Source organism: Glutamicibacter soli, from assembly GCF_052322135.1.
Taxonomy (GTDB): domain Bacteria; phylum Actinomycetota; class Actinomycetes; order Actinomycetales; family Micrococcaceae; genus Glutamicibacter; species Glutamicibacter soli.
In genome coordinates this window covers 405,952-421,194 of sequence record NZ_CM125969.1, presented here as the reverse complement: position 1 = coordinate 421,194, position 15,243 = coordinate 405,952, and the positions used below count along the sequence as shown (strand labels likewise).

Genomic DNA, 15,243 nt, shown 5'->3' with positions numbered 1-15,243 from the left:
CACCGATGAGCACCCAGACCGCACCGGACGAGTCCTTCGAGAACGCCCACGTCCTGGATCCCGCCGCGTCCACCGCGTCACAGGAGGAAATCAGCACCGAAATCAGCGACGCCCACGCGGCCTACCGCCAGCAGGTGCTGGCCGGGGCCAAGGAAGAAACGCAGCCGCGCGTGGACTTCGCGCCCTACCGCTCCTCGCTGCTGCGCCATCCGACCAAGGACCTGCACCACACCGACCCGGAGACCATCGAGCTGCACTCCCCGGCCTTCGGCCAGCGCGACGTGCACATCCTCGAATCCGACTTGACCATCCAGCACAACGGCGAACCGATCGGTGAGCGCATCGTCGTGGCTGGCCGCGTGCTGGACGGCGACGGCCGCCCGGTTGCGGGCCAGCTGATCGAGGTCTGGCAGGCCAACGCTGCCGGCCGCTACGTGCACAAGCGCGACCAGCACCCGGCCCCGATCGACCCGAACTTCACCGGCGTGGGCCGCGCGATCACCGGACCGAACGGCGAATACTCCTTCACCACCATCAAGCCGGCCCCGTACCCGTGGAAGAACCACCACAACGCCTGGCGCCCGGCACACATCCACTTCTCGCTGTTCGGCACCGACTTCACCCAGCGCATGATCACCCAGATGTACTTCCCGGGCGACCCGCTGTTCGCCCTGGACCCGATCTACCAGGCAATCACCGACCAGAAGGCACGCGACCGCCTGGTCGCGACCTACGACCATTCGATCACGAGCCACGAATGGGCCACCGGCTACAACTGGGACATCGTGCTCACCGGCAGCAACCGCACCTGGATGGAAGACGAAGAGGGGGAGAACTAAATGGCACAGGCACCTGAACTGAAGCTCGTCCCGACCCCGGGACAGACCATCGGCCCGTTCTACGGCTACGCGCTGCCCTTCGAGAAGGGCGGCGAGCTGGTCAACCAGGCCCACCCGGCCGCGGTGCGCCTGCACGGCGTGGTCTACGACGGCAACGGCGAGGTCATCCCGGACTCGATGCTTGAAATCTGGCAGGCGGACGAGCACGGCAACGTGGCCTCGGCCGACGGTTCGCTGGTCCGCGACGGCTACACCTTCACCGGATGGGGCCGCGTGCCGGTGGACAACGTGGGCCACTACACCTTCACGACGGTGAACCCGGGTGCCACCGAGGAGGGCAAGGCCCCGTTCATCATGCTCACCGTCTTCGCCCGCGGACTGCTCAACCGCCTGTTCACCCGCATCTACCTGCCGGAGGACACCGAAGCGCTGGCCAATGACCCGCTGCTGACCTCGCTGCCCGAGGACCGCCGCAAGACGCTGATCGCCACCCGCGAGGCGGACGGTTCGCTGCGTTTCGACATCCGCCTGCAGGGCGAGGACGAGACCGTGTTCCTGTCCTACCCGCGCGAAAGCTGAATACAAGAAGACCATGTGCCCCGCTAGGGTGGAAGCTGCAGGTGCCCGCGCACCGCGGCCTTCCACCCCGGCGGGGTATTGGACGTACTGCCACAAGTGAGGTTTTGCCATGATGAATGCCGACTACGGGGTGCTGAACCCGGTCTGGGCCGGCGGGGCCGGCGCCCGGCTGGCCGATGACGCGGCCTTCGTGCAGGCGATGCTGGATGTCGAGGCCGCCTGGGTGCGCGTGCAGGCGGCCGCCGGGTTGTGCACCGCCGCGCAGTCTGCCGCCGTGGAGGCGGTAGCCGACGTTGGGCGTTACGACCTGGCCGAGCTGGCCGCGCTGACCCCCGACGGGGCCAACGCGCTGATCCCGCTGCTGGGCATGATGCGCGCCCGGCTGGTCGACGACGGCGCTCCGGCCGGTTCAGGCACTGCCCTGCACCGCGGGGCCACCAGCCAGGACATCATCGACACCGCGCTGATGCTGCTGCTGTCCCGCGGCATCCGCGAGCTGCTCCTTCGGCTGCGCTCGGCGGCCTCCGGGCTGGCTGAACTGGCCCGCAGCTACGACGACACCCCGTGCATCGCCCGGTCGCTGACCCAGCATGCGCTGCCCACCACCTTCGGCTGGAAGGCCGCCTCCTGGCTGTCGGCGGTGCTCGCCGCCGGCCGCCAGCTGGAATCGGTGGCCGCCGGACTGCAGCTGCAGTGGGGCGGCGCGGTGGGCACCCTCGCCTCGCTGGACCAGTTCCTCTCGACCTCGGACAGCGCCGCGGACAGCGCGCAGCTGGCCGCGCAATTGGCCAATCAGCTGCAGCTGGCCGACCCGCAGGTCCCCTGGCACACCAACCGCGTGCCGCTGCTGCAGGCAGGCTCCGCCTTGGGCGCGGTGATCGCTGCGCTGGGCACCTTCGGCACCGACGTGCTCACCGCCTCCCGCCCGGAAATCGGCGAGCTGTCCGAACCGCGCGAGGCAGGCAAGGGCGGCTCCTCGGCCATGCCGCAGAAGCAGAACCCCGTGCATTCGCTGCTGCTGCGCACCGCGGCGCTGGGCGCCCCGGGCCTGGTCTCCACGCTCTTCACCGCCGCCGGCACCGCGGCGGACGAGCGCCCGGACGGCGGCTGGCATGCCGAATGGCCGGCGCTGCGCGAGCTGCTGCGCCTGGCAATTGGCGCCGCCGAGCACGCGGATGTGCTGGCCAACGGGCTGACCGTCAACGAGCCGGCGCTGGCCCGCAACCTCGCCCTGGGCGGGGATGCGGTGCTCTCCGAGCGCATCGCCACCGTGCTGGCCCCGGTCATCACCGGCGGCAAGCCCTCCATCCAGAAACTTGTGCTGCGTTCGCTCACCGAGCCGATCGGGCTGCGCCAGCTGCTGCGCCTGGAGGTTTCCCACGCGGACCTCTCCGACGCTCAGCTCGACGCGCTGCTGGATCCCGCCGGATACCTGGGCAGCGCCGCACGCTTCACCCATACAGTTCTTGCCGATTATGCCCTGTGGAAGGAATCATGGCTGTCCCACAACTAACCCCCTCGCTGCTGAACCTCGATACCTCGCTGCCGACGCTGATCCTGGGCCCCTCGCTGGGCACCTCCTCGCTGCACCTATGGGGGCCGGCCGCGCCTTTCCTCAAGGACCACTTCCAGCTCATCGCCTGGGACCTGCCCGGCCACGGCGAAAGCAAGCCGTCCGCCGAACCGTTCACCATGGCGCAGCTCGCCCAGGGCGTCATGGACGCCATCGACGCGCTGCGCGGCGACGGGGTCATCGGCCAGGACGCGGCGCTGTACTACGCCGGAGTCTCGGTGGGCGGGGCCATCGCCCTGCAGCTGGCCAACGACCATGCAGGCGTTTTCAAGGCTCTGTCCGTGGTTTGCTCCGCGGCGAAGATCGGCACCCCGGAAGCCTGGACCGAACGCGCCGAGCTGGTCGCCCAGGCCGGCACCCCGACCATGGTGGTCGGCTCCGCGCAGCGCTGGTTCGCCCCCGGCTTCATCGAGAAGGACGCGGTCACCTCCACCAACCTGCTGCACAACCTGCAGGATGCCGACCGCTTCTCCTACGCCCACGTCTGCGGTGCGCTGGCCGGGTTCGACCTGCGCGAGCAGCTGGCGGCCATGACCGATCCGATCCTGGGCCTGAACGGCGCCCACGACCAGGTCTGCCCGCCAAGCGACGCGCAGTTCATCGCCGAGCACGCCCCGAAGGGAGCCTTCGCCGTCATCGACACCGTGGCCCATCTGGCCCCGGCCGAGGACCCGGCCGCGACCGCACGAGAACTGATCAACTTCTTCACCGCCAACTAGCAAAGGCCTAGCTACATGACTGACTCCCAGCGCCTGCCCGGCGACACCTACGACGCCGGCATGGTGGTGCGCCGCGAAGTGCTCGGCGGCGAGCACGTCGACCGCGCCACCAGCACCTCGAACGACTTCACCGACGAGTTCCAGAAGATGATCACCCGCTACGCCTGGGGCACCATCTGGACCCGCGACGGCCTGCCGCGCACCACCCGCAGCGCCATCACCCTGACCGCCATGATCGCCGGCGGCTACTGGGAGGAGCTGGAAATGCACGTGCATGCGGCCCTGCGCAACGGCATGACCCCTGATGAAATCAAGGAAGTTTTCCTCCAGAGCGCCATCTACTGCTCGGTGCCCGCGGCCAACGTCGCGTTCAAGATCGGCAAGAAAGTTTTGGCCGAGTACGAGGCCTCCTAGCTGTGTTGCCAAGGTTGAGAACACTGTCGGTCGGTACTCGGGCCTTCAGCGAAGCTTGCCCTCGACGGTAGTTCTCATAACCTAGCCACCCCTGCAAAGCAGCAACCGGCTCAGCCACCGCGCGGTACCGGATCGCGTACGCCCACTGCTCCAGCATCGTCCGGTTGAACCGCTGCACCTTGCTCTTGGTCTGCGGCCGGCACAGACGCGAATGCCGATGCTTCGTCGCTGGCCCCCGCGTCCGTGAATGCGTGGGGCCGGCGGAACAGCCCGTTGTCGTTTGGCACCCAGCGCACCTTTAACTTTGGCGCTATTACACCTGGCATTCGAACCAACGCTGAAAATCTTTGAGGCCACGGCACCGCGCGAGTTGCTTCTGCAACCGCCATCGCGTGCCGCGCACGGGCCACGTTTCGAATCGACCGGGTCATCTGCTACTCATTCATTGCCTGTCGGCGAACGATCTGACGGAAGCCACAAGGCTGTCGCGTACGCATCTGTTGCCGCACAGGCAAAAGCAAGTTCCGACCTTAAATACCTTTTTCGGAAGTGCGGCTAGGCCGCGCCCGAACGGACGGACTGCGCAACCCATCAGAAAGCAGTTCAAAACACTAACAGATAGTGTTTTGTGTCGCCAACCGCGAACTGCGTCAATCCCCCAGACGCAACAGGCGGCCGAACAGGGGCCAAACACGCACCGCATCTACAAGCATTCAGAATGATCTCAAGACAAAGATAGGTCATCTTGCTTGCTAATACTTGATAACTTAGCGTGAATGAATTGGGGTTTAGTCAACTTACGGCAATATAACATGACTCTGCCGCCAAACCGCTACAGGATATCCGAACGCACCACGCTTGCCTTAACATTTTGTCGTATTGGACATAAATGCGATGGATTTATATACATTAGTCTCGGATCCTGCAGGACCATCATCATTCACAAGAGAGACAAAGGAACTCGAAATGAGTCAAGCTCGAAAGACGACGCCATCGGCCAATCCGATCAAGCGTCGCACCCTGGCTGCGGCACTCTGTGGCGCCCTGCTGTTTGCGCCAGTTACCGGAGCCGCTAGCGCCATTGCCCAGCCCTCAATCTCGTCCGTCCAAACTGTCGCATCGTCGGCGAGCACCGTATCGTCCGGATCCATTGCTGCGGATAGCGGCACGCGCAGCGTCGCCTCCCCGGATCTCGGAACAGCTTCGGCCTCCGACGCGCAGAAGAGAATCAGCATCAAGCCAGTCATTGACTGGATCAAGAAAAATGCTCCTCAAATCTGGAACAGCATGAAGTCCGCCGTCAAAAAAGGATGGAACGCGTTTAAGAAATGGTGGAATAGCCTCGCTTCGTGGATCCGCTGGGGAATCGACTTCGTTGCCTCGGGTGGCCTCTGGGAGCTCTTCGACGCTCTCTGGCACTACTTCTTCTAGCATCTAGCGGGTCGCCCGCGAGCAACGCGGGCGACCCTGTAGAACCCAATTCGAAATGACAAGACTTCTTGCATATGTGGCCATCAGCGCCATGCTAACTCTCGCTAGCCTGGCGCTAGCATGGGATCACCTCGTGGCGAGCGAATGGTTTGGCGCGCTCGTTATGGCAACCGCGGCCACGGCCGCCTACCTGATCTGCAACAACCCTGAAAAATATCCAGAAGCCGGAAGCCCGTCTACCGGAAAATTCATAGGCGTGGTCGCCGTCCTATTCGCCTTGATCGCGGGAGTCGCCCAGTGGACGTCTCCCGCAGTGCTCATCGGGCTGGCCCTCGCCTCATGTGCCGAAGAGCTTGCCTTCAGGTACTTTCCCTGGAGGATGCGCAAGCATCTTCGTCCACGCCATCGATGGATGATCCCAGCTGCAGCGACTGTTGGATTCTGCCTAGCCCACCCGATCAGCAACCCCTGGCTAGTTGCTGATCGAGCGTTGTTTTCCTTGGCGGCATTCGCCATATGTGCGCTGACTGGCTCATGGATTGCCTCTGCAGCCACTCACTTGATCGCCAATCTCATGGTTATATCCCTTTCGGAAACAGCCAGCGAGCTGTTGGTAGGTCCCGTGATTCTCGGCATGGATATTGCGCTGGTCCTTGCGGTCAGCTGGCTACTGCTCCTTGGCAACGCAAAGCGACCTTCATTGACTTCCTTTGTAGATCGGATTACGATCTAGTTATGAATCAAGCGGAGAAATGGCCCAGCGGGTGGCTCAAGGCTTCCTTGACGCTATGTGTGCTGAGGACCATCCATCGCCACAGCGGAACGTACGGGCATGAAGTTATCGGATTGTTGGCGGGCTACGGCCTCGGGAATGTTGGCGGAGGAACCCTGTATCCGCTCCTCCGACGCCTCGTCGACGACGAATTGGTCGAGACTGAATGGGTAGAAGGGGAGCACGGCCCAAGCCGCAAGACATATCGAATCACCGCCGCCGGCCTTGTTGCTCTGAAAACGGAGACCAAAATGTGGCGTGAGTTCACTGCGGTCACCAATCAATTACTAGACGAAGAGAAGCACTGACATGATGAACGACGAATACTTCAAGAACCTGGCCTATCAGCTTCGCTGGCGCCGCATGCCGGAGTCCGTCGTCGCACAAACCCTCCGGGAAGTCCGCGCGGAATCCGAGGCGGCTCAAAGCACCCCATTGGAACTTTTCGGTCCGGAGAAAAGTTTCGCCGAAACGTTCACCAAGGGGAAAGCCACATCGAAGGGTTTTTGGATCATCACCGTTGCTGTTGCCGTCGCCGTACTAGTGGTCCTCGGCCGGGTGGTTACCTCGTTTGCTACAGCCGGGGAGTCCAACCCGCTGATCAGCGTTCTGACCCTCGTCGGCGCGCTGGCCATAGCTTTCATCGGCTCGATCATTGGCGCAATGGTAGATCATCGAATCCCAAAGGGCGTTGAATAAGCATGCATATCCAAGTTTCTTCGGTATCCAAGCATTACGGGAAGGCGCATATCCTCAAGGAGATATCGTGCTCGATACCTGCAGGACAAATCACCGGCCTTTTGGGCCCTAACGGTTCCGGAAAATCTACGCTGATGCGAATGGTGCTGGGTCTGGGCACCCCCGATTCAGGCTCCATTCTTTACGACGGGGTCAGGTATTCCGACCTGCCGAACCCGGGAGCGGCAGTCGGTTCGCTGCTGGACGCAGCCGCTCGGCATCCAGGACGAAATGTTCGCGACAGCTTCAGTCTTGCAGCAGGCATGCTCGGGATCAGCAACAGCCGCCGCGACGAAGTTATTGAGCAAATGGGATTGGAATCTGTTGCCAAACGACGATTCAAGTCCCTCTCTCTCGGGATGCGCCAGCGCGTCGGGCTTGGAATTGCAATCCTGGGGCGTCCTCGGTGCCTGATCCTGGATGAGCCCGTCAACGGGCTGGACATCGAAGCCATCAGCTGGCTGCGCGGCTTGTTGACAGGGTTCGCCCAGGACGGGGGAAGCGTTTTGGTTTCCAGCCATCTCCTGCAGGAGCTGCAATCCTACGCTCATCGCGTGGTCATCATCGACCGCGGCAGCGTCGCGACGGAATCCACGCTGTCGGATCTCAGCAACCCGGATTCACAAGTCAGCGTCGAAGCCGACGAGCCGGAGAAACTCGCCAAGTTGCTGCTGGCTCATGGATTTGCCGTCTCGGACCATGCCGTCCCTGGTTGGCTCAAGGTCCAGGCCAGCAATCGACAGGTGGCGCAGATTGCCATGGAGCACAGAATACTGATCACCTCGCTGGGATCGCAACAGGAACACCAGCTGGAGGAAGCCTACCTGCGCCTTACACAGGGTGAATACAGTGTTCACCGGACGGAAGTACTTTGACTATGAAAACCACTGATACACCAGAACGGCAACCGCTTGTTGGATCCCGGCCCACACTGGGCCGCTTGGTGGGGCTGGAATTTCGGAAACTGACAACGGTTCGTTCCGGGCAGTCAGTGCTGTGGAGCATGCTTGGGCTTGGGCTCTTGCTGTCCTTCGGAGTGTGCTGGGTGCTAATTGCCCAGGAGGAAGCCGAGTTGTCCTTCTCAGTCATCATGATGGCGTTTACCGTATGCGCTGCCTTGGGAACCCCAATTCTTGGAATTCTGGTCTATACGATGGATTGGCAGCATCGGGACATACTGATGATTCTGGCGTTGGAACCACGTCGCCACCGTGTTTTCCTGGCGAAACTGGTGACCTCCGTGCTCATCGGCGTCGCTCTTTGCGCGGCGTTCATCGCGACCGGCCTGGCAGTTAGTTTCGGGCTGGCCAGCGCCTTTGGGATGGCCTGGACTGCCCAAGGTTCTCTGGAGGTCCTCGGCATGCTAATTGTGTTGTCGTTTGCCGGTTCGCTGAGCGGTGCGGCATTGGGCTCCGCGTTGCTGTCGACGCCGCTTTCGGTGGTGATAGTGATCATCCAAGTGCTGCTCATCGACAATCTGCTGTTGTTGCTGCCCGGTGGCATCGGACCTTTCCTGCAAACCGCCTCGATGTCCAATTCCTTGATCGGCGACGGAAGTATAGGCACTGCGTTGTCCTCATTTGCCCTATGGGTTCTCCTGCCGTTTGCGGTGGGATTCATCCGCATGCGGCGCGCCGAACCGCATTAGCCGCCGCGATGTCGCGCATTGGCGCTAAAAAATCTGCGGGGCGGCTTGCACCCGAACAGCTTGGAGCTGCGCGAGTGCGGACCGTCCCGCTGGAGTGTCCTGAATGCCGGGTCCATGCGCACCGCAAAGGCTATCTTCGCAACCAAACATCGCGCCCACCCGCATCACTGATTCCCCACGTACGCACCTCGTCCACCGGTTGCACGGCATCGGTGAACCAGTAGGTCTCATCGGGGTTCCATCCGGCGATGACGCTGGCGCGCCGGGCATCCACCGCGATGATCTCCCCCGCTCCGGCCAGATAGGCGCCAAGGCCCAGATGCACCCCGTCGTAGTCCTCGGCCACGGCCTGCCAGTCCGGCTGGACCCAGAGCCCGTCGCGCCCGGTCGTTTCAAACCAGTTGCGCCGCATCGTTGCGCTGACTTCCAGCGGGTAGCGGCGGCACAAATCGGCCCAGTGCCTTGGCTCGGTGATGTGGAATACCGGCTTCCGGCATTCGATCTGCAGGCGCCGCACCAGCGCCGAGCTCCATCCCATGCCGTCCTCCACACAAGCCAGGCCGATGGGCTCTTCAAGCTCGAAGGTTCCGAAGCTGCGGTACAGCCCGCCCGGCGGATTCGACCACCAGTGCCCGCTGGCCAGCTGGTCCATCTTTTCCCGCAGGTCTGCCTTGCTGGCGCGTTCTTTCTCCGCGAGATCGAGGTTCCACGCCTTCAGCTGGGATTGCGCAGGTTCAAGGCCCGGTTCCCACTGGCCTTCGGCGCTTTCGCCCGTCCAGGTGATCATCCACTGGTTCGCCTGCGTGGATGCGCCCATCCAGCTCTGGATGATGCCGGTTGACGCGACATGCTCTGCTACCCGCTCCAGTGCTTGAACGAGTCGGGGGTCGCCGAACAAGGTGTCCTCGGCATCCGGAGGCTGCCAGTACATGGCCCAATCGACGCTGTCCGCCAGCGCTGAGCGAATCAGCTCGGGCATCGCTTCGGGCAGGGGCACGGTGCGGAGCATCTGCGCAATCTGGGCAATCGATGGCGCCGTTTCATCCGCGGCGGATTCCTGCGGCTCTGCACCTGCACTTTCCTCGGCCATGGTGAAGCGCACAACCCCGTCGCCTCGTTGCTGCGCCAATTCGAAGGACGCGTCGAACACCGAACGCATCAGGTGTTGCGCCTCGGGGGCGGTCCCGGACAGCACGATACTGCTGAGCAGCCGGCGGCCGCGGCGCCCGGCGAGCAGGGATTGTTTCAAGTCCATGGATGTTCCCTTCACCCGGAAGTTTCCACCCAGTCTGCCAGAGTGCGTGCTGGTCAGCGGAAATAAGGGAAATACTCTCGTTTCCCGGCACCGGTGGTGCTTAGTATTGAGCCATGCGAATTGCCGTCCTCGACGATTACCACGACATCTCCCGCACGCTCGCCGATTTCCAGTCCCTGGCCCAGGAGCTGGACGCCGAACTGAGCGTCTTCACCGAATTCCTGGGGCATGACGACGCCACCGTGATCGCGGCGCTTGAGCCCTTCGACGTCATCGTCGCGATGCGCGAACGCACGCCGTTTCCGCGCTCCCGGCTGCAGGCCCTGCCGAACCTGAAGCTGCTGGTGACCACCGGACGGCGCAACGGCTCCATCGACCTCGACGCGGCCGCGGAGCGCGGAGTGGTTGTCAGCCATACCGGCTACATCGCCACCGACGCCGCCGAGCACACCTGGGCGCTGATCCTCGCCGCGGCCCGGCGCCTGGATGTGGAGATCTTCTCCGCGCAGCGCCCGCTGGAGCACTCCACAGGGTGGCAGAGCACCATGGGCATCGGCTTGTCGGGCAAGACCCTGGGCGTCTACGGGCTGGGAAACCTCGGCTCCCGCGTGGCGAAGATCGGGCTGGCCTTCGGCATGCACGTGATCGCCTACAGCCAGAACCTGACCGCGGAGCGCGCTGCGGAAGTCGGCGTGCGCAAGGTCAGCGAGCACGAGCTGTTCGCGACCAGCGACGTGCTGACCATCCACCTCAAGCTCTCCGAGCGCAGCACCGGGGTGGTGGGCTCCAAGCAGCTGGCCTGGATGAAGCCTGACGCGATTTTCGTGAACACCTCGCGCAGCCGCATCGTGCAGACCGATGCGCTCATTGATGCGTTGGAAAACGAGCAGCTCTACCTGGCCGCGGTGGACGTCTTCGATGTGGAGCCGCTGCCGCAAGGCGACCGGCTGGCGTCAACCCGTGGGGTCATCGCCACCCCGCACATCGGCTATGTGACGGTGGAGCAGTTCGCGATATTCTACCAGGACGCGGCCGCGGACATCCGGGCCTGGGCCAAGGGCAAACCGGTGCGGGTGCTGAATTAATCCCGTGCAGACAGCAGTGCCCTCGGCGCATCGTATTCCCGATGCGCCGAGGGCACTTGGTGTTGGGCGGATTTAACCTGCCACGAGGTTCATGCACCATACGATCCAGGGCAGCGCCACTAGGTCGATGAGCACCGCGCCGGCCAGCGGCACGATCAGGAACGCCTTCTCCGAGCGCACGCCGTACTTGGCGTTGAAGGAGTCCATGTTCGCCAGGGCGTTGGGGGTCGCGCCCAGGCCGTGGCCCATGAAACCTGCGACCATGGTGGCCGCGTCGTAGTTCTTGCCCATGATGCGGAAGACCACGATCGCGCTAAACAGGGTGATGAACACCAGCTGCACCAGCAGGATGATGGACAGCGGGCCGGCGAGGTTCGCCAGTTCCCAGATCTTCAGGCTCATCATGGCCTGGGTCAGGAAGAAGCCGAGGGTCAGCTGGGAGATCAGGTTGACCGAGTCGTCATTGATCTTCACCCAGTTGAACTTGTCGTTCAGGTTGCGGAAGATCACCGCGGCGATCATGGCGCCCACGTAGGCGGGCAGCGAGAAGCCGGTCATCTGCGCGATCCAGTCGCCCAGCAGCATGCCCAGCACCATGATGATGCCGATGATGGTGGAGGTGGAGAGGATCGAGGAGTAGTTGCTGATCTCGTCGCCCGGCTGCTTGATGGCCTCGTCGAGGTCCTCTCCGGTGGCCGGGCCGCCGGCGAAACCGCCGCCGCCTGCAAGCTTCTTCACGCCGTAGCCTGCGCCGACCTTCTGGGCGATCGTCTGCGGCTTGGCAGGAACTTCCAGCTTGTGGCGGTGCATCAGGAAGCTGGCGAGCATGCCGCCGATCAGGCTGCCTGCCACCAGGCCGAAGGTGGCCGAGGCGATGGCCACGGTGGTGGCGCCTTCGACGCCCATGGATTCAGCGGTAGGGCCGAAGGCCGCGGCGCCGCCGTGTCCGCCTTCGAGGCTGACCGCGCCGGCCATGATGCCCAGCATCGGGTCCACGCCCAGCAGCTTGGCCATGCCCATGCCGATGATGTTCTGCGCGAAGGCCAGCGTCCAGCAGGCCACCAGGTAGATCAGCAGCAGCTTGCCGCCCTTCTTGATGGTCGCCAGCGAACCTGCCAGGCCGATGGTGGTGAAGAAGGCGATCATCGCCGGGGTCTGCAGGGAGGTGTCCAGGCTGATTTCCACGGTGCCGGTCTGGCGCAGCACGAGCACCAGCAGGGCGAACAGGAAGCCGCCGACCACGGGGGCCGGGATGCAGAACTTCTCCAGAAAGGCGACGCGGCGGCGGGCGAACTCGCCGAAGACCAGCAGGATCAGCGCCAGTGCCGCGGTCTGGACCAAGGATAGTTGTAATTCCATATATCTTAACCTCGGTTCAAGATCAGGTCATTGAGCAGTCGCGCGCCAGTGCGGGCGGTGCGCTGATCGATGTCAAAGAGAGGGTTGAGCTCAGCAATATCTGCGTGCTTGAGCTTGCCGCTGCGGGCGGCGGCCAAGACGATCTCGCGGACCATTTCAAGGCTGACGCCGAAGCCGGCCGGGGCGCTGACGCCCGGTGCCACGCTGGCCGGCAGCGCGTCCAGGTCGATGGTCAGGTACAGGTGGTCCACCGAGTCGGCGAAGTTCGCGATGAATTCGCGCACCGCCTGCAGGTTGCCCAGATGGCATTCGGTGTCCAGAAGCACCTCGACGCCAAGCTCGGCGGCGCGGTCGAAGAGCACCTTGGTGTTGGCTGCTTCGCTGATGCCCACGGCCGCATAGCGGAAGGGGCGCCCGGCGGCTGCCTGGGCCTTGGCGATCTGCGCGAAACCGGTGCCGGAGCTCGGCAGCGGCGCCTCGCGCAGGTCGAAGTGCGCATCGATGTTCAGTATGCCCAGACTCCAGCTGGAGTCTTCGCCGAGGGCGCGGGCCAGTCCGGCGTAGCTGGCGAAGGTGATTTCGTGGCCTCCGCCAAGACCCACGGTGAAGTGTCCTTCGCGCAGCAGCTGGGCCAGCACGTCCGCGAAGGCCTCTTGCCCGGATTCCAGGTCTTCGCCGTCGACCTCGATGTCTCCGGCGTCGTAGAGCTTGACCGGTTCGTGCAGGGCAATGGAGGACAGCGCGGTGCGCAGGGCCTGCGCCCCGTCGCGCGCACCCACTCGGCCCTTGTTGCGGCGCACGCCTTCGTCGCTGGCGAAACCCAGCAGCGCGGCGCCGGGTTCGGCCCCGGCTGTCCAGGCCTGGATGGTGTTGTGCCAGCGGGCATGCTCCGGACCGGGACCATCGTTGCGTCCGGTCCAGTCGGTTGCCTGTTTCCAGGTCATTTGATTCCTCCACTCAGGCTCAGTGCGGTTCTGCAGGTTTGTTGGATCAGTTCAGCTTGGCGTTCGAGGCTGCGCTGGGCGGGAGCCATTAGGCTCACCACTGCTTGCAGCTCTCCGTTCAGGTCCGTGACCGGGGAGCTGACGCACCAGACGCCTTCCTCCACCTCAGAGAGGCTGACTGCGTAGCCCGCTCGGAAGGCCGATTCGCAGGCCTGCTCAAGGCGTGTCCTCGACGGAGCATCGACATCATGGAAGTCGAAGATTTCGGCGCGTTGCTCCCGGGACATCAGGGCCATCAGCATGGTGCCCGAGGCCCCGAGGGTCAGCGGGTGGGAAGTGCCCACCGAGTAGCTGCACCGCAACGCCTGGGTGGACTCGATGGTTTCCACGCACACCGATTCGGCGCCATGGGCCACGATGAAGGCGGCGAGTTCGCCGGAGTCCTGCGACAGCTGGCGCAGGTAGGGGGCGACGGTTCCGCTCGCCAGGCTGGAATCCCAGTAACGTTCGGCAAGCTGCACGGCCGCGGCGCCGGCGCCGTAGTGTCCGGAGGAAGTTTTGTGGACGAAGCCGGAGAACACCAAGTGGTCCAGCAGACGGTACACCGAGCTCACCGGAATGCCGGTTTCGGTGGACAGCTCGCGCACGCTTGCCTGCGGAACCTTCGCCAATGCAGAGAGAATCCACAAGACCCGTGCGGTCTGTGAATCGGACTCTTTCCTTACGCTCATGGCACCTTCATCGAGAGGCCGTGGACGGCCGTGAACAACTTTTTCGTGCGGGTCCGCCCGCCGGCGGAAATTGGCACAATGAACCATTGTTCTGTCATGTATGCGGCGAGGACAAATCGAAATTCTCACCGAGTGAGAAAGAATCGGGGCAAATTCTCAGTCGCTGGAAAAGGTGTGCCTCGCCGGCAGCGCCCCGGAATCATGCCCAAATTCTCCAATGGATTGTTGAACAACATGAAATCTCCCGAGGTTCCGCGTACTGACGTGCGCTAAAGCGGCGCTTTTGAACTCCGGGCTAGTTGAGCAACACCAACAGGGTCGTTAAGCAGCGCATCGCAGGCCGATAAGTCGGCCCGCGATGTCGGAATCATATTTGAAGTTAATGTCACATCCACCCGGGGATGTTCAGCAAGCTAGGAAGATTGCCGAATCCTCTTCGAGGGGACGAAGAAATAGTGCAAGATAGCCACAACAGCCGCCCAGCCTGCGCCAATGAGCAACCCGACTAGGACGTCAGAAACCCAGTGGTGGGAAAGGTAGACCCTGGAGGCTCCCATGGCCGCGACGAACAACACCGCTATGCCGCCCAGCAGGTATGCGTAGCGACGCAATCCGTAGACCACAGCCAGGTAGGTGGCGATGCCAATCAGAGCTGCCGCATTCAGCGTGTGCCCGCTGGGGAACGAGAAGGACCCCGGCGGCGCAGGGCCTCCGGGCACGCCAGTCGGGCGCGCAACCTGCAGCACTGATTTGAGCACCACCGTCAGCAGCACCGACCCCAAGGCGGTGAAGGCTACCGTGGCCAAAGGCCACCAGCTGCGCGCCCACAGGCAAATGATTGCCGTCAGGATCACCATGGTCACCGTCATGCCGGGCGTTGATCCCCAGAGATAGAGCACGGTGGCAACCGAGTGCCACACAGGATCCTGGTGAGCCAGAACCCACTGCTCGACCGGCAGGTCGACATCCTTGGACCATCCCCCGATCCTGAGGGAGACCAGCATTCGCCGGGTGAAATAGAACAGCACCACGATGAGTCCAAAGGCGATCCACAACGCCTGCACGCCGCGTGATCGCTGACCCGGGCGGAAAAACCATGAAGATCGCATGGTCTCCATCGTATCCACAGACCCCCTGTGTTCGCTGACCGGCGGCT

General features: G+C 63.4%; 17 protein-coding genes. 12 read left to right on the top strand and 5 right to left on the bottom strand.

The features are described 5' to 3' along the window. Positions 1–5 precede the first annotated feature (5 nt). From pcaH to ACTX90_RS01985, 11 genes are all read left to right on the top strand, one after another. Positions 6–839, top strand: coding sequence for a protocatechuate 3,4-dioxygenase subunit beta (gene pcaH, locus ACTX90_RS02035; RefSeq protein WP_161448409.1), 834 nt, complete (start codon positions 6–8; stop codon positions 837–839). Next, positions 840–1,418, top strand: coding sequence for a protocatechuate 3,4-dioxygenase subunit alpha (gene pcaG, locus ACTX90_RS02030; RefSeq protein ID WP_443442897.1), 579 nt, complete (start codon positions 840–842; stop codon positions 1,416–1,418). It begins immediately after the preceding gene. A 109-nt stretch (positions 1,419–1,527) separates the two neighbouring features. Next, the gene (locus ACTX90_RS02025) at positions 1,528–2,931 is read left to right on the top strand and encodes a lyase family protein (protein WP_443442896.1); all 1,404 of its coding nucleotides are present in this window, start codon (positions 1,528–1,530) and stop codon (positions 2,929–2,931) included. Next, the gene (locus ACTX90_RS02020) at positions 2,913–3,710 is read left to right on the top strand and encodes an alpha/beta fold hydrolase (protein ID WP_047118016.1); all 798 of its coding nucleotides are present in this window, start codon (positions 2,913–2,915) and stop codon (positions 3,708–3,710) included. Before ACTX90_RS02025 ends, ACTX90_RS02020 begins: the two co-directional genes overlap by 19 nt. Before the next feature lie 15 nt (positions 3,711–3,725). Next, on the top strand, positions 3,726–4,124 hold the full coding sequence (gene pcaC, locus ACTX90_RS02015) for a 4-carboxymuconolactone decarboxylase (protein WP_443442894.1): 399 nt from the start codon (positions 3,726–3,728) through the stop codon (positions 4,122–4,124). 966 nt (positions 4,125–5,090) lie between these two features. Beyond that, on the top strand, positions 5,091–5,555 hold the full coding sequence (locus ACTX90_RS02010) for a hypothetical protein (RefSeq protein WP_146956084.1): 465 nt from the start codon (positions 5,091–5,093) through the stop codon (positions 5,553–5,555). Positions 5,556–5,631: 76 nt separating this feature from the next. Continuing rightward, positions 5,632–6,288, top strand: a complete 657-nt coding sequence (locus ACTX90_RS02005) for a CPBP family glutamic-type intramembrane protease (protein ID WP_160309065.1) — start codon at positions 5,632–5,634, stop codon at positions 6,286–6,288. A 2-nt stretch (positions 6,289–6,290) separates the two neighbouring features. Further along, positions 6,291–6,635: a PadR family transcriptional regulator gene (locus ACTX90_RS02000; RefSeq protein ID WP_047118020.1), complete on the top strand. Its 345-nt coding sequence runs from the start codon at positions 6,291–6,293 to the stop codon at positions 6,633–6,635. Position 6,636: 1 nt separating this feature from the next. Further along, positions 6,637–7,026, top strand: coding sequence for a hypothetical protein (locus tag ACTX90_RS01995; RefSeq protein WP_047118021.1), 390 nt, complete (start codon positions 6,637–6,639; stop codon positions 7,024–7,026). A 2-nt stretch (positions 7,027–7,028) separates the two neighbouring features. Further along, entirely contained in the window at positions 7,029–7,940 is a 912-nt protein-coding gene (locus ACTX90_RS01990) for an ATP-binding cassette domain-containing protein (RefSeq protein WP_047118022.1), read from the top strand. Between the two features lie 2 nt (positions 7,941–7,942). Beyond that, positions 7,943–8,713 (top strand): hypothetical protein, encoded by a 771-nt coding sequence (locus ACTX90_RS01985; protein ID WP_147407291.1) that lies wholly within the window; start codon positions 7,943–7,945, stop codon positions 8,711–8,713. 130 nt (positions 8,714–8,843) lie between these two features. Here ACTX90_RS01985 and ACTX90_RS01980 read toward each other — a convergent pair whose 3' ends face one another. Beyond that, positions 8,844–9,968: a hypothetical protein gene (locus tag ACTX90_RS01980; RefSeq protein ID WP_053797303.1), complete on the bottom strand. Its 1,125-nt coding sequence runs from the start codon at positions 9,966–9,968 to the stop codon at positions 8,844–8,846. A gap of 113 nt (positions 9,969–10,081) precedes the next feature. On the opposite strand from ACTX90_RS01980, the gene ACTX90_RS01975 reads away from it, so the two are divergent. Further along, positions 10,082–11,053, top strand: a complete 972-nt coding sequence (locus ACTX90_RS01975; protein WP_443442892.1) for a D-2-hydroxyacid dehydrogenase family protein — start codon at positions 10,082–10,084, stop codon at positions 11,051–11,053. A gap of 72 nt (positions 11,054–11,125) precedes the next feature. Here the strand turns inward: ACTX90_RS01975 and ACTX90_RS01970 are convergent, their stop codons facing one another. The 4 genes from ACTX90_RS01970 to ACTX90_RS01955 form a co-directional block, all read right to left on the bottom strand. Continuing rightward, a complete protein-coding gene (locus ACTX90_RS01970) occupies positions 11,126–12,412 on the bottom strand; it encodes a sodium/glutamate symporter (RefSeq protein ID WP_047118025.1) in 1,287 nt (428 codons plus the stop codon). A gap of 5 nt (positions 12,413–12,417) precedes the next feature. Further along, the gene (gene hutG / locus ACTX90_RS01965) at positions 12,418–13,356 is read right to left on the bottom strand and encodes a formimidoylglutamase (RefSeq protein WP_047118026.1); all 939 of its coding nucleotides are present in this window, start codon (positions 13,354–13,356) and stop codon (positions 12,418–12,420) included. Beyond that, complete coding sequence (locus tag ACTX90_RS01960; RefSeq protein WP_160309066.1) at positions 13,353–14,087, bottom strand: IclR family transcriptional regulator; 735 nt, start codon at positions 14,085–14,087, stop codon at positions 13,353–13,355. Before ACTX90_RS01960 ends, hutG begins: the two co-directional genes overlap by 4 nt. 413 nt (positions 14,088–14,500) lie before the next feature. Then, positions 14,501–15,205 (bottom strand): phosphatase PAP2 family protein, encoded by a 705-nt coding sequence (locus ACTX90_RS01955; RefSeq protein WP_052772206.1) that lies wholly within the window; start codon positions 15,203–15,205, stop codon positions 14,501–14,503. Positions 15,206–15,243: the final 38 nt, after the last annotated feature.